The organism is Leifsonia sp. GW821-FHT13C05 (genome assembly GCF_058806515.1).
The window spans coordinates 364,632-383,891 of the sequence record NZ_JBXAPT010000001.1 but is presented as its reverse complement, the minus strand read 5'-3'; the positions used below and the strand labels follow the sequence as shown (position 1 = coordinate 383,891).

Below are 19,260 nucleotides of genomic sequence, written 5' to 3'. Positions count from 1 at the left end.
CCCCTGCCGGCTCAGCGCTTGGCGAGCAGCGCGATGAACATCGCGTCCGTGCCGTGGCGGTGCGGCCACAGCTGGGCGGCCAGGCCGTCGCCGGCGAGGTCGAGGCGCTCCAGCGCGAGCTCCTGCAGCACGAACGGCGTGTCGACGGCTTCGACGTCGTCGTGCGCGTCCAGCGCCGCCGCGACGATGCCCCGCGTCTCCGCGATGTGCGGGGAGCAGGTCACGTAGGCGATGAGCCCGCCGGGCTTCGCGGCGGCGATGGCCGCGTCGAGCAGCCGCGCCTGCAGTCCGGTGAGCTCTGCGACGTCGCGCGGGGTCTTGCGCCAGCGCGCCTCCGGCCGGCGGCGCAGCGCACCGAGCCCGGTGCACGGGGCGTCCAGCAGGATGCGGTCGAACTGTTCCGGGTGGGACTCTCCGACGGTCGTGCCGTCCAGTTCGAGCACCTCGACGGGCTCCGGCAGTGCGGCCAGCGCGCGCCGGACCAGCTCCGCACGCGCCGGAACGACTTCGTTGGCGGTGAGCGTCGCACCACCCAGCCGCGCCTCGGCGGCCAGCAGTGCCGCCTTGCCGCCCGGACCGGCGCACAGATCGAGCCACTGCTCACCCGGCACGATCGGGCGCGCCCTGCTGAGCGCGAGCGCCGCGAGCTGCGATCCCTCGTCCTGCACTCGCAGGCGTCCGCCCGCCTCCTCGACCCTGGCCTGCGGATCCCCGCCGCCCGCGGTGAAGCCGACGGGAGAGAACCTGTCCTCCGTCGCGTCGTCCGGCAGGTCGGCGAGCCCGGGAAGCACGACCAGGTTGACCCGGGGCGCCGCGTTGTCGGCGTTCAGCAGGTCGGCGAGTTCCGCCGCCCTGCCCTCCGCTTCGAGAGCGCGGCGGAAGGCACGCACAATCCACACCGGATGCGAGGTCAGCGCGGAGAGCTCCTGGTCCTGGCCTTTCGCGTCGGCCAGGATGCGCTGCCGCCACTCCTCCGGACTGTGCCGGCCGATCTCGCGGAGCACGCCGTTCGTGAAGCCGGTCGCCGAGCGCGAACCGACGCTGCGGGCGAGCGCGACGGACTCGTTGACGGCCGCGTGCGGCGCCACCCGCGTGGACAGCAGCTGGTGGGCGCCGAGCCGCAGCACATCCAGGATGGGCGGATCGATGCGGTCGACCGGACGCCCGGCCGCGCGGGCGATCACGAGGTCGTAGTATCCCTGCATCCGGAGCGTGCCGTACGTCAGCTCGGTGGCGAGGGCGGCGTCTCCGGGGTTGAGGCCGGCGCGCGCGATGCGCGTCGGCAGCAGCAGGTTGGCGTACGCGTCGGAGTCGCGCACGGCGGCGATCACGTCGTACGCGACCCTGCGCGCCGGCTGCACGTGGCCGCCCTGCGCTCCACGACCGCCCTGCGCTCCACGACCGCGCTGCGCTCCACGACCGCCCTGGCCGCTCTGGTTTCTGTTCCGCTCGCTCATCGCAGCACCATCCCGTCCGCCGCGGAGAGGCCGCGCCACCAGTCGGCGGCAGCCATCGCCTTCTTCCCGGCCGGCTGCACCGTCACCAGCTCCAGCGGATGCGTGCCCGTCCCGACCAGGACCCGCTTGCCCTGCAGCTCGACCGCGCCGGGGGCCAGCTCGTCCGCATCCGGGGCCGGACGGGCCGCGAGAACCTTGAACCGGTCGTCGCCGAGCAGGGCGAACGCCCCGGGCTCCGGCGTCACACCGCGCTGCCGGGCGTAGACCGCGGCCGCCGGCTGGTGGAAGTCGAGGTGCGCGTCGGCCAGCGACAGCTTCGGCGCGAGTGTGACGGTTCCGTCCTGCGGCACGGAGGCTGCCGTGCCGTCGGCCAGCGCATCCACCGTGTCCGCCAGCAGTTCGGCACCGGAGAGCGAGAGCGCACCGAGCACGTCGCCCGCCGTCTCGTCGGCGCCGATCGCGCGGGTCAGCTCGGAGAAGACGTCGCCCGCGTCCAGCTCCGGGACCAACTGGAAGACCGCGGCCCCGGTCACCTCATCTCCCGCGATCACGGCGTGCTGCACCGGGGCGGCGCCGCGCCAGGCGGGAAGCAGCGAGAAGTGCAGGTTCACCCAGCCGAGCCGCGGCGTCGACAGCAGCGGCTCGCGCACCAGACCGCCGTACGCCACGATCACGCCGAGGTCGGGCGCGAGACTCCGGATGCGCTCCGTCACCGTCTCGTCGAGCCGGTTGGCCTTGATCGTCTCGATGCCCAGCTCGTCCGCCGCAGCGGCGACCGGGGACGGCGTGAGCACGCGCTTGCGCCCCAGCTCCGCGTCGCGCCTGGTGAGCACGGCCACCACCTCGTGCCGCTCGGCCAGGAGCCGCAGCGCGGGGACGGCGACCGCCGGGGTGCCGGCGAAGACCAGCCTCATCCCTCGTTCTCCGTGCGGTGCGGCGTGGACGGGAATCGGGGCATCGCTGGTTCTTTCGGTCGGGAACGTCGGCCGCGTGCTCCGCGGCCACCGTCGATCCTACCGGCCGGGGTCGGCCGGCCAGGGATCGGAGGCACAGGGGTCAGATGATCTCCGGGTCGTCGAACTGCACGCGCAGCGTCGGCGCCGGGCGGAACCCGGTCTTGCCCGCCGGAGCCTTACGCCGCTTGCTCGCGTTGCGGACGATCGCGCCGCGCACCGCCGTCGCGACCTCCTGCCCTTTCGCGTACTCGAACCGCAGGATCGCGCGCACGGTGGCGTCGTCGACCGTCGCCGGGCCGAGCACGTCGATCAGCAGCGCCGGATCGACAGCGGCGACCGCGGCTTCCACCACGTCCGGCGCCCCTGCGATCGACGCGAGCCGCACAGCGGGAGGGAAGTGCAGGGCGCGGCGGTCCACCAGCTCGGCGTGCGCGAACTCCGCGACCCGACCGGTGGCGAAGTCACGCGCGAGACCGCCGGAGACCCCCACCAGCACGGTCGGCGCTCCCGGCGCGGCGAGCCCGGCCGCGTTCGTCCACCAGCGCAGGCAGTCCTCAGCGACACCCAGAGTCTCCCTCGCCAGCATCCGCTCGCCGTCGAGCAGCAGCACGGCACGGTACCCGCCCGCGGCGATCGGCTCAGCACCGCGGGTCGCCACGACGATGGCGCGCGCATCCGGCACGGACTGCACGGGATGCTCGCCGTCCGCCACGATCACGCGCACCCCGGGGAACGCACGCCCCAGTTCCTCCGCCGTGCGGCCGGACCCCAGCGTGACCAGCCGGAACCGGTCGTGCTCGCAGTGGTCGCAGTGCCAGTTGGTCGCGAGCGCCCCGCACCAGCCGCAGGACGGAACGCTTCCGGCCCTCCGCTGCCCGAGCGGGCCCGTGCAGCGGTTGCAGCGGGCCGCCTGCCCGCACTTCGCGCAGGCGATCTGCGGCGCGTACCCGGGCCTCGCCACCTGGATCAGCACCGGCCCCGCCGGCGTCTTCTCGTCGCCGTCGAGCGCCGCGCGCGCGGTCTTCCACGCCACGGACGGGATGCGCGCCGCCCGCGCCACCGGCTCCTCCGCCGTCTGGTTCGCGCTCAGGATCACCTTCGGCCACTCCATGCGCTCCGGGTCGACCGCCCGCAGCCAGCCGAGCTCCACCAGGCGCTGCGCCTCGACGCTCCGGATGCGCCCGGCCAGGATGAGCGCGCCGCCCTGCTGCTCCTGCCGCACGAGCGCTGCATCCCGCGTGTGGATGTACGGAGCCTGCCTGGCCGCGTGCAGCGGGTCGCCGTCGTTCCAGACGATCAGCAGGCCGAGGTCGTCGGCGGGCGCGTACACGGCGGACTGGCTGCCGATCACGATGCGCGGACCGGACAGCGCGCCGAGGAACGCCTTGTACCGCTCGGAGTCGGTCTGCCGGCCGTCCACCCGCACGACGGCCTCGGCGGGCGCCAGCGCGAGCAGCGTCGCGGCGAGCTGGTCGAGGTCGCGGTAGTCGGGGACGGCGATGATCGCGGTCTTCCCCGCCGCCCAGCAGGCCACGGCCGCCCCGGCGAGCGTCACGGCCCACTGGCCGACCCACTCGCCCTCCGGTGTGCGGACGACGCCGGGCATGGTGCGGAGCACGATCCGCTCCCCCGCGGCGACGGCCGCCTCCAGCACCCCGTCGCCGTAGCCGCCGATGGGTGCGGGGTGCGGGTGCGCCGCCTCCTGAGTGCTCGCGCTACCTGGCGCATCCGGCTGGTCGCCCGCGGCCACCGCCTCCTGGGCAGCCAGCCACGCCTTCTCCACCCGCACCGACCGCGGGGGCACCGCGAAGCGCAGGATGTCGTTCGCCGTCCCCGCGCTGCGATCGGCCAGCTTCCTGGCCAGCGCCCACACCGCGGGTGTCAGCACGCGCGCCGTCGACACCACCTGGTCGATCGGCGTCAGCTCGCCTTCGTAGTCGATCTGGTCGCGCGGCAGCACCTCCACCACGAACCCGGACACCATCCTGGCGCCGGTGCGCAGCGGCACCTTGACCCGCACCCCCGGATGCACGTCGGCGTCGAGCGCATCCGGCACGCCGTAGTCGAACAGGTGATCGAGTTGGGGAAGCGCCGAGTCGATCACGATGCGGGCGACCCGGCCGGCCGCCGCCATCGTCAGAGGCCTGCGGCCGACCGGAGGTCGTCGACGCGGTCCAGACGCTCCCAGGTGAAGTCCGGCAGCTCACGGCCGAAGTGGCCGTACGTCGCGGTCTTCGCGTAGATCGGGCGCAGCAGGTCGAGGTCGCGGATGATCGCGGCCGGGCGCAGGTCGAACACCTCGCGGATCGCGGAGATGATGCGGTCCTCCGGCACGTGGCCGGTGCCGAACGTCTCGACGTACAGCCCGACGGGCGCCGCCTTGCCGATCGCGTAGGCGATCTGCAGTTCGAGCCGGTCGGCGAAACCGGCGGCGACCGCGTTTTTCGCCACCCAGCGCATGGCGTACGCCGCGGAGCGGTCCACCTTCGACGGGTCCTTGCCGGAGAACGCGCCTCCGCCGTGACGGCTCGCGCCGCCGTAGGTGTCGACGATGATCTTGCGGCCGGTGAGCCCCGCGTCGCCCTTCGGTCCGCCGATCTCGAACCGGCCGGTCGGGTTGATGAGGGTGCGCACGTGCGCGGACTCCAGCCCGGCCTCGTGCAGCACGGGGGCGATGATCTCCTCGATCACCTCGGCCTGCAGCTGCTCGTTGGACACGCTCGGCGCGTGCTGGGTGGAGAGCACGACGGTCTGCACCGACTTCGGGACGATGCCCTCGTAGCCGATGGTCACCTGGGTCTTGCCGTCCGGCCGCAGGTAGTCGAGCGTTCCGTCCTTGCGCACGGTCGCGAGACGCTCGGAGAGGCGGTGCGCGAGCCAGATCGGCAGCGGCATGTACTGCGGCGTCTCCGTGGTGGCGTAGCCGAACATGATGCCCTGGTCGCCCGCGCCCTGCCGGTCGAGGTCGTCGTTGCTCTGCTCCGCGCGCGTCTCCAGCGCGTCGTCGACCCCCTGGGCGATGTCGGGAGACTGCGCGCCGATCGACACGGACACGCCGCACTGGGTGCCGTCGAAGCTCACGTCCGAGGAGTCGTAGCCGATCTCCACGAGCTTGGCGCGCACCAGGGCGGGGATCTCCACGTAGCCCTTGGTGGTCACCTCGCCGGCGACGTGCACGAGGCCGGTGGTCACCAGGGTCTCGACGGCGACGCGGCTGTGCGGGTCGACCGTGAGGAGCGCATCCAGGATGCTGTCGGAGATCTGGTCACAGATCTTGTCCGGGTGGCCTTCCGTGACCGATTCGGACGTGAAGAGGCGCAGATCTGCCATTGTTCTCCTTAGCCGGATTGTGGCTGCTCGGACGGTGCCCGAGATGCTCGTCAGGCGATGACGTCGAGAATACGATCGGCCACCGACAACTTGGTCCCCGAGGCCTCCATCACTATATCCCCGCCCCGGCGGAGGACCACGACTTCATTGCTGTCCGTTGCGAAGCCCTGCGACCATCCCACCTGGTTGATCACCAGGAAGTCGCTGCCCTTCGACGCGAGCTTGCTGCGGCCGAGTTCGATCAGCGCCGACGGGTCGGGCTCCGTCTCCGCCGCGAAGCCGACGATGACCTGACCGTCGCGCCGTGCAGCCGAGAGACCGGCCAGGATGTCCGGGTTGGCGACCAGTTCGAGCGTGAGGGTCTCCCCCGCGACCGCCTTCTTGATCTTGGTCTCGCGGACCTCGGCCGGCCGGTAGTCGGCGACGGCGGCGGTCATCACGACGATGTCGGCGGCGCGCGCTGCCTCGGTCGCGGCCTCCTGCAGTTCGAGTGCCGTCTGCACCTCGATCAGCTCCACGCCCTCCGGCGGCTCGACCTCGAGGTGGGCGGCGATCAGAACGACCTCCGCTCCGCGGGCGAGGGCCGCGCTGGCGACGGCGACGCCCTGGCGTCCGCTCGACCGGTTGCCGAGGAAGCGCACGGGGTCGAGCGGCTCGCGCGTGCCCCCGGCGGTGACGACGACGCGCTTCCCGGCGAGGTCGTCTCCTCCGCGCGGTCGGCGCGCGGCCTCGTTGGCCCTGCGGCGCTCGGAGAGCACGACGATGTCCGCACCGGATGCGGACGCCGCGACGGGGGAAGCGGGAGCAGTGGGGGCCTCAGTGGCGGGCGCTGCCGCATCCACTGCTGCCTGCGCTGCATCCCCTGCCGCTGCACGCTCGGGATGCGCGCCGACCGCGGCCAGCGCCTCCCGCACGATCACGGAGGGCTCCTCCATCCGGCCGGGGCCGGAGTCTGCGCCGGTGAGCTGACCGCTCGCCGGTCCGACGACGGTCACGCCGCGCGAGCGGAGGGTGGCGATGTTGGCGACGGTGGCGGCGTTGCGCCACATCTCCGTGTGCATCGCCGGGGCGATGACGAGTGGGGCCGTGCTCGCGAGCACGGTGTTGCCGAGCAGGTCGTCGGCGAGACCCGCCGCGAGCTTGGCGATGGTGTTGGCCGTCGCGGGAGCGATGACGATCAGGTCGGCCGACTGGCCGATGGCGACGTGCCGCACCTCGGCGACGCCCTCGTAGAGGTCGGTCGCCACCGGGTTGCGGCTGATCGCCTCCAGCGTCGGGCGTCCGACGAAGCGCAGGGCCGCCTCGGTGGCGACCACGTGCACCGAGTGCCCTTCGAGCACCAGCGAACGGATCACGCCGACGGCCTTGTACGCGGCGATGCCGCCGGTGACCCCGACGACGATGGTCAATCGTGCGCTCACGACGCCCTCCCCTTCAACGACGCCATCGCCTTGACGACGCGGCTCTCCCACGGCACTGCTCCTGCCCGGGCGCAGTGCCCGGGGGCGTCGCTATTCGGCGATCGGCTTGATGGTGAGCTTGTCCTCGTTGATCTCGTGCAGCGCGACGGACAGCGGCTTGTCGTCGACCGACGAGTCGACCAGCGGTCCGACGTTGTCGAACAGGCTGCCCTCGTGCAGGTCGGCGTAGTAGTCGTTGATCTGGCGTGCGCGCTTGGAGGCGAAGATGACCAGAGCGTACTTGGACTCGACCTTGGCGAGAACGTCGTCGATGGGCGGGTCGATGATGCCCTTGTTGCTGAGTGCCATGCGTGTATTGCTCCTTGCAGGTTGAACGGATCGTGGGTGGTCGCAGGCTGCGACGGCGTCTGAATGACGCGACGAAAACGGTCTACGGGCGCGACGGCGCCGCGCGGATCTTCATCAAGTCTACGACCTCGCGCGCCGCCTCGGCCACGTCGGTGTTCACGACGCGGTGGTCGAACTCGTCCTGAGCGGCCAATTCGACCTTCGCCGTCTCGAGTCTGCGCTGCTGTTCCGCCGGTTCCTCCGTGCCGCGGCCGATCAGCCTGCGGACCAGTTCCTCCCAGGTCGGAGGCAGCAGGAAGATCAGTCGCGCCTCCGGCATCGCCTTCCGCACGCTGCGCGCGCCCTGCAGGTCGATCTCGAGCAGCACGCTCTTTCCCTCGTCCAGCGCGCGCTCGATCGGCTTGCGCGGTGTGCCGTAGCGGTACGCGTTGTGCACCGTGGCGTATTCGAGGAGCTCGCCGTCCGCGATCATCCTGTCGAACTCCGCGTCGTCGACGAAGTAGTAGTTGACGCCGTCGACCTCGCCGGGCCGCGGGGCGCGGGTGGTCGCGGAGACCGAGAGCAGCACATCCGGGTAGTTCTCGCGGATGTACGTCGAGACCGTCCCCTTGCCGACGGCGGTGGGGCCCGCCAGCACCACGAGGTGGTTCTTCAGTCGCCCGGCCTTCGCCTCGCGGTCGATCAGGTAGTCGCGGAGGCGCAGGCGCTGGTGCCTGCCCAGGCCGCCCAGCCGTTTGGCGGGCGAGATCGCGAGCGTGCGCAGGGCATCCTGCATCTTGGTGGTGCCGATCGCGGGCACACTGAGCAGGAACTCGGTGACCCGCAGCCGCCCCTCGACGCCCTCCGGGTCGGCCGTCGCCTTGTCCAGGACGGTCAGCGGCGAGATCTCCTGGTGCGCGATAGCGGCCTTGACGGCCGCGCGTGCCCGGCGGGCGGCGACGGCGGCCTGCGATGCGGCGGCACGGTCGACCTCCGGCGGGGCCGGCCGGTGGGATGTTGCCGTGCCCGCCGCTGTCGTTCCCTCTGCTGTCGTCTGGTCAGACATGGCTCGCACGCACCTCCTCCGCCCGGCGCGCGATGGCGTCGGCCAGGCCGGACGGACCGGCGCCGAGCAGCCCGCGCGATTCGCTCACGATCACGCCGCCCGCGAACGAGCCGTACAGCCGGGGTGCGTCCTCCACCTTCGCGCCCTGGTGGCCGAAGCCCGGGGCGAGCACGGGAGCACGGTTGACGCCGGGCTCCCCCGCGATGTCGATGCCGAAGCCGGTGAGGTCGAGGGTCGCGCCGAGCACGAGCCCGACGGACCCGAATGCGCTGGGGGTCTGCGCCTGGTTGAACGATTGCACGTCTTCGATGATCGCACGAGCGACGGTGCTCCCCGCACGCCGGCCGTCCTGGACGACCGCGCGCTGGATGGCCGCCGCCTCCGGATTGGAGGTCGCGGCGAGCACGAACAGGCCCTTGCCGTTCGCCTCCGCCAGCCGCATCGGCTCCTCGATCGACCCGACGCCCTGGAACGCCGCGATGGTCATCGCGTCCGCTTCCAGCGGGGCGCCGGGGGTGAGCCACGCCTCCGCGTACGCCGTGACGCTGGTGCCGATGTCCCCGCGCTTCGCGTCGGCGATCACCAGCAGCCCGGCCGAGCGGGCAGCCCCGATCACCTCTTCGAGCGCCGCGTACCCCGCGGAGCCGTAGCGCTCGAAGAACGCGACCTGCGGCTTGACGACGCCCGCCCGGCCCTTCGTCGCCTCGACCACCGCGAGCCCGAACTCACGCACACCGGAGGCCGAGGCCGCGAGGCCCCAGCTCTCCAGCAGGTGCGCGTGCGGGTCGATGCCGACGCAGAGGCGCCCGCTGGCCGCGAAGACTCCGGCGAGCCGGTCACCGAAGCTCACGCGCGTGCGGCCCTCTCGATCGCGTACTGCTGCAGCGACTTGACGTCGAAGCCCTCGCGGATCGCATCCACCGATGCCACCGCAGCGCTCAGCTCGGCGATCGTGGTGAACAGCGGCTTGTCTCCGGCCACCGCAGCGGCGCGGATCTCGTAGCCGTCCGCGCGGGCGGAGCGGCCGCTCGGGGTGTTGATGACCACGTCCACCTCGTTGCGGTTGATCAGGTCGACGATGGATGGCGCATCCACGTTCTCCGTCTCGCTGAACTTGCGCACGACGCTGGCGGCGATGCCGTTGCGGTTCAGGACCTCCGCCGTTCCCTCGGTCGCGAGGATCGAGAAGCCGAGCTCCTGCAGGCGGAGCACCGGAAGCACGATCGAGCGCTTGTCGCGGTCGGAGACCGACACGAACGCCGTGCCGCCGAGCGGCATGCCGCCGTACGCGGCCGACTGGCTCTTGGCGAACGCGCGCGGGAAGTCCTTGTCGATGCCCATGACCTCACCGGTCGAGCGCATCTCCGGGCCGAGGACCGAGTCGACGACGTTGCCCTCCTTGGTGCGGAAGCGCTTGAACGGCAGCACGGCCTCCTTGACCGCGACCGGCGAGTCCATCGGGATGATCGAGCCGTCCTGCTGCGGAAGCAGGCCCTCCTCGATCAGCCCGGCGACGGTCGCGCCGACCATGATCCTGGACGCAGCCTTCGCCAGCGGGATGCCCAGCGCCTTCGACACGAACGGCACCGTGCGGGACGCACGCGGGTTCGCTTCGAGCACGTAGAGCACGCCGGCGCCGATGGCGAACTGCACGTTCAGGAGGCCGCGAACGCCGATGCCCTCCGCGATCTTCAGCGTCGCTTCGCGCACCCTGTCGATCTCGCGACGACCGAGCGTGATCGGGGGAAGCGTGCAGCTCGAGTCGCCCGAGTGGATGCCCGCCTCCTCGATGTGCTCCATCACGCCGCCGATGTACAGGGTCTCTCCGTCGTAGAGCGCGTCCACGTCGATCTCGATGGCGTCGTCGAGAAAGCGGTCCACCAGCAGTGGATGCGCCGGCCCGACGATGCCCTGACCGGCCACACGCTCGAAGTAGTCGGCCAGCGACGGGCTGTCGTAGACGATCTCCATGCCGCGGCCGCCGAGCACGTAGCTCGGGCGCACGAGCACCGGGTAGCCGATCTGCTCCGCCACCTGCACGGCGCCGGGGAAGTCGAACGCGGTGCCGTTGCGCGGCGCGAGGAGTCCGGCGTTCTCGAGGATCTCGGCGAACAGGCCGCGCTCCTCCGCCAGGTCGATCGCCTCGGGCGTCGTGCCGAGGATCGGGACGCCTGCGGCCTCCAGGCCCTTCGCCAGCCCGAGCGCCGTCTGGCCGCCGAGCTGCACGACGACGCCCACGAGCTCGCCGCTCTGGCTCTCCGCGTGGATGACCTCCAGCACGTCCTCCAGCGTGAGCGGCTCGAAGTAGAGCCGGTCGCTGGTGTCGTAGTCGGTCGAGACCGTCTCCGGGTTGCAGTTGATCATGACCGTCTCGTACCCGGCGTCACTCAGCGCGAACGACGCGTGCACGCAGGAGTAGTCGAACTCGACGCCCTGACCGATGCGGTTCGGGCCGGAGCCCAGGATGACCACCTTGCGCCTGTCGCTCGGCTCCACTTCGGTCTCCAGGTCGTAGCTGGAGTAATGGTACGGCGTGAGGGCCGGGAACTCGCCTGCGCAGGTGTCCACCGTCTTGTAGACGGGACGCACACCCAGGATGTGCCGGATCTCGCGCACGTCCGCCTCGCCGAAGCCGCGCAGCTGACCGATCTGCGCGTCGGAGAAGCCGTGGTCCTTCGCATCCCGCAGCGTGTCGGTGTCGAGGGTCTCCGCGGTGCGGATCTGCTCCGCGACCTCGTTGATGAGCACGATCTGGTCGAGGAACCACGGGTCGATCTTCGTGGCCTCGAACACCTGCTCGGGCGTCGCTCCGAGGCGGAGCGCCTGCTGCACATCCACGATCCGGCCGTCCGTCGGGGTCTGGATGCTCGTCAGCAGCTCCTCGACGGTGCGGCTCTCCGCACCCCAGTGGAAGGACGACCCGCGCTTCTCCAGCGAGCGGAGCGCCTTCTGCAGCGCGCTGCTGAAGCTGCGGCCGATGGCCATCGCCTCTCCGACCGACTTCATGGTCGTGGTGAGGGTCGGGTCGGCGGCGGGGAACTTCTCGAACGCGAAGCGCGGCACCTTGACGACCACGTAGTCGAGCGTCGGCTCGAAGCTCGCCGGGGTGACCTTGGTGATGTCGTTCGGGATCTCGTCCAGGCGGTAGCCGATGGCGAGCTTCGCGGCGATCTTCGCGATCGGGAAGCCGGTCGCCTTCGACGCGAGCGCCGACGAGCGGGAGACGCGCGGGTTCATCTCGATGACGATGATTCGGCCGTTCGCCGGGTCGACGGCGAACTGGATGTTGCACCCGCCGGTGTCGACGCCGACGGCGCGGATGATGTCGATGCCGATGTCGCGCATCCGCTGGTACTCGCGGTCGGTCAGCGTGAGGGCCGGGGCGACGGTGATCGAGTCACCGGTGTGCACGCCGACGGGGTCGACGTTCTCGATCGAGCAGACGACCACCGTGTTGTCGGCGGTGTCGCGCATCAGCTCGAGCTCGTACTCCTTCCAGCCCAGGATGGACTCCTCCAGCAGCACCTCGCTGGTCGGGCTCTGGTGGATGCCGTCGCCGACGATGCGGCGCAGCTCCTGCTCGGTGTACGCGAAGCCGGAGCCGAGGCCGCCCATCGTGAAGGACGGACGGACGACCAGCGGGTATCCGAGGTCCTCGGCGAACTCGACGGCCTCCTCGACGGTGTGCGCGATGTGCGAGCGCGCGACCTCCGCGCCGGCCTCGATCACCAGCTCCTTGAAGATCTGGCGGTCCTCGCCCTTCTGGATGGCCTCGAACTTGGCGCCGATCAACTCGACGTCGTACTTCTCCAGGATGCCGTGCTCGTGCAGCTGGATGGCGGCGTTGAGCGCGGTCTGGCCGCCCAGGGTCGGCAGGATCGCATCCGGCTTCTCCTTGGCGATGATGGTCTCGATGACCTCCCAGGTGATCGGCTCGACGTACGTGGCGTCGGCGAAGTCGGGGTCGGTCATGATGGTCGCCGGGTTCGAGTTCACCAGGATGACGCGCACGCCCTCCTCGCGGAGCACGCGGCACGCCTGGGTGCCGGAGTAGTCGAACTCACAGGCCTGCCCGATGACGATCGGGCCGGAGCCGATGACCAGGACGGAATTGATGTCGGAACGCTTCGGCATTACTCGGAGTCTCCCTGCGATGCGGTTGCGCCGTTCTCCCGAGCAGTGATCATGTCGAGGAAGCGGTCGAAGAGGTAGTTGGCGTCGTGGGGCCCTGCGGCCGCCTCGGGGTGGTACTGCACGCTGAACGCGTTGAGGTCGAGGCAGTTGAGCCCCTCCACCACGTTGTCGTTGAGGCTGAAGTGGCTGACCTCGACGCGGCCGAAGCCCGCCGGGGAGTCGAACACACCGTCGATCGGCGCATCCACGGCGAACCCGTGGTTCTGCGCCGTGATCTCCACCCGGCCGGTGCGCTTGTCGAGCACCGGCTGGTTGATGCCGCGGTGGCCGAACGGCAGCTTGTACGTGCCGAGGCCGAGCGCGCGGCCGAGCAGCTGGTTGCCGAAGCAGATGCCGAAGTACGGGACGCCGGCCCTCAGCACCTCCTGCAGCAGCGCGACGTGCTTGCCGGACGCCTGGGGGTCGCCTGGCCCGTTCGAGAAGAACAGGGCGGACGGCTGCAGTTCCAGCACATCCCTGGCCGACACCATCTGCGGGAGCACGTGCACGTCGAGGCCGCGTGCTGCGAGGTTCTCGAGCGTCGACTTCTTCACGCCGAGGTCGAGAACGGCGACGGAGCCGACCTTCTCGCCGACCGCGGGGACCGTGAACGGCTCGGGCGTCGACACCTCGGCGGACAGGTTGGTTCCCGCCATCGTCGAGGTGGACCGCACGAGTTCCAGCTGCTCCCCGTCGGTAAGGTCGAAGTCCTCGCCGGAGAAGATGCCGGAACGCATCGCGCCCGCCGACCGGATGTGCCTGGTCACCGCGCGCGTGTCGATCCCGCTGATGCCGACGACGCCCTGGGCGACCAGGTCGTCGTCGAGGCTGCGCTGGGCGCGGAAGTTGGACACGATGCGGCTGGGCTCGCGCACGACGTAGCCGGCGACCCAGATCTGGCGGGACTCCATGTCTTCGTCGTTCGTGCCCGTGTTGCCGATGTGCGGGGCCGTCATCAGGACGATCTGGCCCGCGTAGCTCGGGTCGGTCAGCGTCTCCTGGTATCCGGTCATGCCGGTGGAGAACACCGCTTCGCCAAACGTGCGGCCGACAGCGCCGTACGCCCGTCCGACATAGCGGGTTCCGTCTTCGAGGACGAGGACGGCGGGGGTTGCCTGCGCCACGTCACACCTCACTTTCCGTGCTGGTTCCCGCCTGATGGCCGGCGGGGAGAATGGATTCGACCGCGGCGATCACCGGCGCCCGGTCGGCCGGGTCGACGACCCGGAAGAAACTGTCTGCCGCCACGCCGCCGCTGGTGGTCCAGGAGAGACGGAGCAGTCCGTCCTTCTCGACCACACGGTCGATGGCGGTGGTCGCCGCCCCGAGGCCGGTGATCGCCGACGACGGGATGTAGACGGGCTGTTCGCCGGGGATGGCGACGCTGACGCCGTCCTCCGTCACGCTCAGTTCAGCCTTGCCGCGGAACGAGAGCCCGGGAAGCGCGAGGCGCTCCAGATGCTCCCCGCCCTTGGTGGTGGCGACGTAGAAGGTCGCGACGCGCGCGAGCGGCTGGGCTGCAGTGGTGGCCGCAGCCGGGGCAGCGTATCCGCCGCCCGCCGATCGGTCGCGTCGCACGCGTCGTCGCCAGCCCCAGACGATCAGCAGGACGGCGACGACCAGGACGGCCGCGACGACCAGGACGGGGACGAGCTTATCCACGCAGTGCCTCCTCGTAGTGTCCGGCGACCGCCCTCGCGCGGGCGGCGACCTCCTCCGCGTCGGAGACCGCGCCGTCGAAGACGGTCGGGTACCCGTGGTGGAAGGTCGCGACGACGCGGCCGGGGAGCGTCATCGACAGGTAGGGAGAGTTGATGCCCTTTCCGGCGAGGTCTCCGGTGGAGAACGACCGGGAGGCAGCGGGGTCGTAGAGGGTGAACTCCGCGGGAGCCCCCTGCTCGATCGCCTGGCCGTGACCGGCCAGCCTGCCGATGCTCGCGGGGGTGTGCGAGAGCACGCGGGCGACGTCCGCCCAGCCGAGCATCCCGTTCTGCACCACGGAGGCGTGCACCACCGAGAGCGCGGATTCCAGGCCGACCATGCCGAACGCGGCGGCGTCCCACTCGCAGTCCTTCGACTCGACGGGATGCGGGGCGTGGTCGGTGGCGACGATGTCGATGGTGCCGTCCGCGAGCCCTGCCCGCAGCGCCTCGACGTCCTCCGACCGGCGCAGCGGCGGGTTCACCTTGTATCGGGCGTCGTAGCCGCTCGCCAGGTCTTCGGTGAGGATCAGGTGGTGCGGAGTGACCTCGGCCGTCACGTCGATGCCGCGGGCCTTCGCCCAGCGGATCACGTCGACGGAACCGGCGGTCGAGACGTGGCAGACGTGCAGGCGGGAGCCGACGTGCTCGGCGAGCAGCACATCCCGCGCGATGATCGACTCCTCGGCCACGGCCGGCCAGCCGGCCAGCCCCAGCTCGCCGGACAGCGCGCCCTCGTTCATCTGCGCGCCGACGGTCAGCCGCGGCTCCTGGGCGTGCTGGGCGATGACGCCGTCGAACGCCTTGACGTATTCGAGCGCCCTGCGCATCAGCAGCGGGTCGGAGACGCACTTGCCGTCGTCCGAGAACACCCGCACGCGTGCGCGGGAGTCGGCCATCGCGCCGAGCTCGGCCAGCCGCTCGCCCTCCAGGCCGACGGTGACGGCGCCGATCGGGCGCACCGTGGCGTAGCCTGCGGCGTCGCCCAGGCTCAGCACCTGCTCGACCACACCGGCCGTGTCGGCCACCGGGGAGGTGTTGGCCATCGCGAACACCGAGGTGAAGCCGCCGGCCGCCGCAGCGCGGGTGCCGGTCAGGACCGTCTCACTCTGCTCGTAGCCCGGCTCGCGCAAGTGCGTGTGCAGGTCGACCAGGCCGGGGAGCGCGAGCAGCCCGTCCGCGTCGACCACCGTCGCGCCGGCAGCGGACAGCCCGGTGCCCAGCTCCGCGATCCTGCCGTCGCTCACCAGCAGGTCGGCACGCGCGCCGTCTGCGAGCGTCGCTCCCGCGATCAGATACTTCTCGTTCATGCCAAGTCCTCCCGATCTCCACCGGACAGCAGGAGGTACAGAGCGGCCATTCGAACGGAAACCCCGTTGGCCACTTGTTCCCTGACCGTCGAGCGGGGCGAGTCCGCCGCCGCCGCCGAAATCTCCAGACCCCGGTTCATCGGACCGGGGTGCATCACAATGCTACCGTCGCCGAGCCGGGCGAGACGTTCGTCGTCCAGCCCCCAACGGCGCGAATACTCCCTGGTGTTCGGGAAGAACGCCGCGTTCATCCTCTCGCCCTGGATGCGGAGCATCATCACCACGTCCGGTCCTGCGTCGATCGCGGCATCGAGGTCGTAGCCGATCCTCGCCGGCCAGCCGGACGCATCCACCGGCAGCAGGGTGGGCGGCGCCACCAGCGTGACGTCGGCGCCGAGGGTCTCCAGCAGCCAGACGTTCGAGCGCGCCACCCGGGAGTGCAGGATGTCGCCGACGATGGTCACCGTCACGCCGTCGAGGTCGCGACCCCTGGATGCGGCGCCGTGCAGCCTGCGCCGCATGGTGAACGCGTCGAGCAGCGCCTGGGTGGGGTGCTCGTGCATCCCGTCTCCGGCGTTGACGATGCCGGCGTCGATCCAGCCGCTGGCGGCGAGCGTCTGCGGGGCGCCGGATGCGCTGTGCCGGATGACGACGGCGTCTGCGCCCATCGCGGCGAGCGTCTGCGCGGTGTCCTTCAGGCTCTCGCCCTTGGAGACGCTGGAGCCCTTCGCGCTGAAGTTGATCACGTCCGCGGAGAGCCGCTTGGCCGCGGCCTCGAACGAGATGCGGGTGCGGGTCGAGTCCTCGAAGAAGAGGTTGACGACGGTCTTGCCGCGCAGTGTCGGAAGCTTCTTGACCTCGCGCTCCTGCACGTCGGCCATGTCCTCGGCCACGTCCAGGATGCGGATGGCGTCGTCGCGCCCGAGGGTGCGGGTGGAGAGGAGGTGCCTCATGCTCCGGCCTCCGCACTGCCCTGGGCGTCCGCGGCGTCCGTCAGGCCGTCCTCGATGGTCACGGCCTCGTCCCCGTCGATCTCGGTGAGCAGCACGTTGATGCGCTCCGAGGCGGCGGACGGCAGGTTCTTGCCGACGAAGTCCGCCCGGATCGGCAGCTCGCGGTGGCCGCGGTCGACCAGCACGGCGAGCCGGACCGCGCGCGGCCTGCCCAGGTCGCTCAGCGCATCCAGTGCCGCCCGGATGGTGCGCCCCGAGTACAGCACGTCGTCGACCAGCACGACGGTCTTGCCGTCGATGCTGCCCGGCAGCGAGGTGGGCGCCGGGGTGCGGGTGGGGTTGCGGGAGAGATCGTCGCGGTACATCGTCACGTCGAGCGCGCCGACGAGGTCGGCCGGCGATGCGACCGCCTGTGGCTCGATCCGCTGGATGTTCTCCGCGATCCTCCGCGCGAGGACGACCCCGCGCGTGGGGATCCCCAGGATGATGAGATCGTTCGTACCCCGGTTGGACTCCAGGATCTCGTGGGAGATCCGAGTCAACGCCCGGGTGATGTCAGCGTGTTGCAGCACTGTTCGTACTGTCATGCCGACCTCCTTCCCCGCCTCACAGGACGGCTGTTAAAGGATGTCTACCGCGAACGAGCATAGCAGGAGCCCGCGATGCTCAGTTCTTCGCGAGGAACGAGGTGAACGCGGCGCTGTCATCGACCTTGCCGGTGAACTGTTTGCCGTCCACGAGCACGGTCGGCGTGCCCTGGATGGTGTCCAGCACCTTCTTCCCGTCCACGGTGATGGGGCCGGTCTGCGAGTGCGCGGTGTTCGCCTGCGCCCACGCCTGGTACGGGCCGCTGCGGCCGAGGCAGTCGGTGATGTCGGTCATCCCGCCGTCCGTGGCGAGCTTCGCCAGCTGCTCGTTGGTCAGCCCGTTGGAGTTCTCCTCCGGCTGGTTGGCGAACAGCGCCGTGTAGTAGTCGAGAGCGCTGTTCGGCTCCTTCACCGCCACGCAGGTGAGCGCCGCGGAGGCGCGGGTGGAGTATCCGGTGCCGTTCGATGCCCGGTCGAGGAACGTCAGCGGGTGCAGGCGGAGCGTGATCGTGCCGTCCGAGACCGCCTTCGCCAGTGTGTCTCCGTTGGCCTTCTCGAACGCGCCGCAGACCGGGCACATCGGGTCGAACCAGATGTCGACGTGCTTGGTTCCCGTGCCCGCCTTGATGTAGCCGTCGTCGAAGTTGACCGCGCCGTCCGTGCCGGTCGGAGCCTTCGCCGTGGCGACAGGGACCGAGCCGTTGCCCCCGACCAGCGAGCACGCGGCCGTGCCGGCCACCAGGGCGATGGCGATGAGCGCAGCGCCGAGTGCGCGCACCCCCGCTCGCCGTCCGGATGGGCGTCGAAGGGAGGTGGTGCTGCGCATGGCTCTCGTTCCGCTGGTCTGGCGCTCCCCTGCCGGGATGCGCCTGGTCGGGCGCTCCCTGCGGGCGGGCGGCTGGTCTTACTTCGGTTTGTTCTGCGCGATCTTCGCGAGAAGACCGTTGATGAAGCCGGCCGAGTCGTCCGTGGACAGCACGGTCGCCGCCTCGACGGCTTCGGAGATGGCGACGCCGTCCGGCACCTGTTCGTTGAAGAGCAGCTCCCAGACGCCGATGCGCAGGATGGCGCGGTCGACGATCGGCATGCGCGCGAGGGTCCAGCCCTGCGCGTACGTCTCGATCTGCTCGTCGATCTCGTCCTGGTTGTCGATGATGCCGTCGACGATCTCGCGGGCGTACAGCCACGACGCTTCGCGCTGCGGCTCACTGGCCGCGCGCTCCGCCTCGGTCGCGAGTGCCTGGTTCAGCGCGATCTGCCGGACGTCCGCTCCGTAGAGCACGTCCAGAGCACGCTTGCGGGCTTTGGTCCTGGCGCTCATCTAGTCGTTGACGCGACCGAGGTAGTCACCGGTGCGGGTGTCGACCTTGACCTTGGTGCCGGTCTCGAGGAACAGCGGGACCTGGATCTGGTAGCCGGTCTCCACGGTCGCCGGCTTGGTGCCGCCGGTGGAGCGGTCGCCCTGCAGGCCCGGCTCGGTGTAGGTGATCTCCAGCACGACGGAGGCGGGGAGCTCGACGTAGAGCGGCTCGCCCTCGTGCAGCGCGACGGTGACGTTCTGGTTCTCGAGCATGAAGTTGGCTGCGTCGCCGACGACGGTGCCGGAGATGCTGATCTGGTCGTAGTCGCTGGTGTCCATGAAGACGAAGTTCTCGCCGTCCTGGTACAGGTACTGGTAGTCGCGGCGGTCGACGTTCGACGTCTCGATCTTCGATCCGGCGTTGAAGGTGCGGTCGACCGTCTTGCCGCTGGTGACGTTCTTCAGCTTGGTGCGGACGAACGCGCCGCCCTTGCCCGGCTTGACGTGCTGGAACTCGATCACGGTCCAGAGCTGGCCGTCCATGTTGAGGACGATGCCGTTCTTGATGTCAGCGGTTGTTGCCATGCGTGAGTTCCGTTCGATTGTGGGAGAAGATCCGGGTGGATGCGCGCCGGAGCGGTCCACGGTGGCCGGCCACGCACGAAGGACGCGGCGGCAGC

General features: G+C 70.7%; 17 protein-coding genes. All 17 read right to left on the bottom strand.

Going from position 1 to position 19,260, the window contains the following annotated elements; genetic code table 11:
• Window positions 1-11: 11 nt before the first annotated feature.
• Window positions 12-1,457 carry an RsmB/NOP family class I SAM-dependent RNA methyltransferase gene (locus AC1ROC_RS01805; protein ID WP_492997707.1) on the bottom strand — a complete coding sequence of 482 codons (1,446 nt, stop codon included), beginning with the start codon at window positions 1,455-1,457 and terminating at the stop codon, window positions 12-14.
• On the bottom strand, window positions 1,454-2,371 hold the full coding sequence (locus tag AC1ROC_RS01800) for a methionyl-tRNA formyltransferase (protein WP_492997705.1): 918 nt from the start codon (window positions 2,369-2,371) through the stop codon (window positions 1,454-1,456). Before AC1ROC_RS01800 ends, AC1ROC_RS01805 begins: the two co-directional genes overlap by 4 nt.
• A gap of 142 nt (window positions 2,372-2,513) precedes the next feature.
• Entirely contained in the window at window positions 2,514-4,547 is a 2,034-nt protein-coding gene (locus tag AC1ROC_RS01795) for a primosomal protein N' family DNA-binding protein (protein WP_492997704.1), read from the bottom strand.
• 2 nt (window positions 4,548-4,549) lie between these two features.
• Complete coding sequence (gene metK, locus AC1ROC_RS01790; protein ID WP_085367734.1) at window positions 4,550-5,743, bottom strand: methionine adenosyltransferase; 1,194 nt, start codon at window positions 5,741-5,743, stop codon at window positions 4,550-4,552.
• Window positions 5,744-5,793: 50 nt separating this feature from the next.
• Window positions 5,794-7,152, bottom strand: a complete 1,359-nt coding sequence (locus AC1ROC_RS01785; protein WP_492998901.1) for a bifunctional phosphopantothenoylcysteine decarboxylase/phosphopantothenate synthase — start codon at window positions 7,150-7,152, stop codon at window positions 5,794-5,796.
• 102 nt (window positions 7,153-7,254) lie between these two features.
• Window positions 7,255-7,512 (bottom strand): DNA-directed RNA polymerase subunit omega, encoded by a 258-nt coding sequence (gene rpoZ, locus AC1ROC_RS01780; protein ID WP_085367736.1) that lies wholly within the window; start codon window positions 7,510-7,512, stop codon window positions 7,255-7,257.
• Window positions 7,513-7,594: 82 nt separating this feature from the next.
• Complete coding sequence (gene gmk / locus AC1ROC_RS01775) at window positions 7,595-8,557, bottom strand: guanylate kinase (RefSeq protein WP_085367737.1); 963 nt, start codon at window positions 8,555-8,557, stop codon at window positions 7,595-7,597.
• Window positions 8,550-9,407 carry an orotidine-5'-phosphate decarboxylase gene (gene pyrF, locus AC1ROC_RS01770; protein ID WP_085367738.1) on the bottom strand — a complete coding sequence of 286 codons (858 nt, stop codon included), beginning with the start codon at window positions 9,405-9,407 and terminating at the stop codon, window positions 8,550-8,552. The genes gmk and pyrF overlap by 8 nt, the downstream gene beginning before the upstream one ends.
• The gene (gene carB, locus AC1ROC_RS01765; protein WP_492997700.1) at window positions 9,404-12,691 is read right to left on the bottom strand and encodes a carbamoyl-phosphate synthase large subunit; all 3,288 of its coding nucleotides are present in this window, start codon (window positions 12,689-12,691) and stop codon (window positions 9,404-9,406) included. Before carB ends, pyrF begins: the two co-directional genes overlap by 4 nt.
• Complete coding sequence (gene carA, locus AC1ROC_RS01760) at window positions 12,691-13,854, bottom strand: glutamine-hydrolyzing carbamoyl-phosphate synthase small subunit (protein WP_247597075.1); 1,164 nt, start codon at window positions 13,852-13,854, stop codon at window positions 12,691-12,693. The genes carB and carA overlap by 1 nt, the downstream gene beginning before the upstream one ends.
• A gap of 1 nt (window position 13,855) precedes the next feature.
• Window positions 13,856-14,392: a PH-like domain-containing protein gene (locus tag AC1ROC_RS01755; RefSeq protein ID WP_434948748.1), complete on the bottom strand. Its 537-nt coding sequence runs from the start codon at window positions 14,390-14,392 to the stop codon at window positions 13,856-13,858.
• A complete protein-coding gene (locus AC1ROC_RS01750; RefSeq protein WP_492997698.1) occupies window positions 14,385-15,740 on the bottom strand; it encodes a dihydroorotase in 1,356 nt (451 codons plus the stop codon). The genes AC1ROC_RS01755 and AC1ROC_RS01750 overlap by 8 nt, the downstream gene beginning before the upstream one ends.
• Window positions 15,737-16,693: an aspartate carbamoyltransferase catalytic subunit gene (locus AC1ROC_RS01745; protein ID WP_168689556.1), complete on the bottom strand. Its 957-nt coding sequence runs from the start codon at window positions 16,691-16,693 to the stop codon at window positions 15,737-15,739. The genes AC1ROC_RS01750 and AC1ROC_RS01745 overlap by 4 nt, the downstream gene beginning before the upstream one ends.
• Entirely contained in the window at window positions 16,690-17,280 is a 591-nt protein-coding gene (gene pyrR, locus AC1ROC_RS01740) for a bifunctional pyr operon transcriptional regulator/uracil phosphoribosyltransferase PyrR (RefSeq protein ID WP_492997696.1), read from the bottom strand. Before pyrR ends, AC1ROC_RS01745 begins: the two co-directional genes overlap by 4 nt.
• A gap of 79 nt (window positions 17,281-17,359) precedes the next feature.
• Window positions 17,360-18,106, bottom strand: coding sequence for a DsbA family protein (locus AC1ROC_RS01735; protein ID WP_492997694.1), 747 nt, complete (start codon window positions 18,104-18,106; stop codon window positions 17,360-17,362).
• Between the two features lie 78 nt (window positions 18,107-18,184).
• Window positions 18,185-18,601: a transcription antitermination factor NusB gene (nusB, locus tag AC1ROC_RS01730; RefSeq protein ID WP_085367746.1), complete on the bottom strand. Its 417-nt coding sequence runs from the start codon at window positions 18,599-18,601 to the stop codon at window positions 18,185-18,187.
• Window positions 18,602-19,165: an elongation factor P gene (gene efp / locus AC1ROC_RS01725; RefSeq protein ID WP_085367747.1), complete on the bottom strand. Its 564-nt coding sequence runs from the start codon at window positions 19,163-19,165 to the stop codon at window positions 18,602-18,604.
• Between the last annotated feature and the right edge of the window lie 95 nt (window positions 19,166-19,260).

What these genes read in the sequence shown, in the direction of transcription:
- metK (WP_085367734.1), bottom strand. Translation starts at nt 5,743, where the DNA reads ATGGCAGATCTGCGCCTCTTCACGTCCGAATCGGTCACGGAAGGCCAC.
- AC1ROC_RS01735 (WP_492997694.1), bottom strand. Translation starts at nt 18,106, where the DNA reads ATGCGCAGCACCACCTCCCTTCGACGCCCATCCGGACGGCGAGCGGGG.
- nusB (WP_085367746.1), bottom strand. Translation starts at nt 18,601, where the DNA reads ATGAGCGCCAGGACCAAAGCCCGCAAGCGTGCTCTGGACGTGCTCTAC.
- rpoZ (WP_085367736.1), bottom strand. Translation starts at nt 7,512, where the DNA reads ATGGCACTCAGCAACAAGGGCATCATCGACCCGCCCATCGACGACGTT.
- AC1ROC_RS01750 (WP_492997698.1), bottom strand. Translation starts at nt 15,740, where the DNA reads ATGAACGAGAAGTATCTGATCGCGGGAGCGACGCTCGCAGACGGCGCG.
- carB (WP_492997700.1), bottom strand. Translation starts at nt 12,691, where the DNA reads ATGCCGAAGCGTTCCGACATCAATTCCGTCCTGGTCATCGGCTCCGGC.
- AC1ROC_RS01800 (WP_492997705.1), bottom strand. Translation starts at nt 2,371, where the DNA reads ATGAGGCTGGTCTTCGCCGGCACCCCGGCGGTCGCCGTCCCCGCGCTG.
- AC1ROC_RS01795 (WP_492997704.1), bottom strand. Translation starts at nt 4,547, where the DNA reads ATGGCGGCGGCCGGCCGGGTCGCCCGCATCGTGATCGACTCGGCGCTT.
- gmk (WP_085367737.1), bottom strand. Translation starts at nt 8,557, where the DNA reads ATGTCTGACCAGACGACAGCAGAGGGAACGACAGCGGCGGGCACGGCA.
- pyrR (WP_492997696.1), bottom strand. Translation starts at nt 17,280, where the DNA reads ATGACAGTACGAACAGTGCTGCAACACGCTGACATCACCCGGGCGTTG.
- AC1ROC_RS01745 (WP_168689556.1), bottom strand. Translation starts at nt 16,693, where the DNA reads ATGAGGCACCTCCTCTCCACCCGCACCCTCGGGCGCGACGACGCCATC.
- AC1ROC_RS01805 (WP_492997707.1), bottom strand. Translation starts at nt 1,457, where the DNA reads ATGAGCGAGCGGAACAGAAACCAGAGCGGCCAGGGCGGTCGTGGAGCG.
- efp (WP_085367747.1), bottom strand. Translation starts at nt 19,165, where the DNA reads ATGGCAACAACCGCTGACATCAAGAACGGCATCGTCCTCAACATGGAC.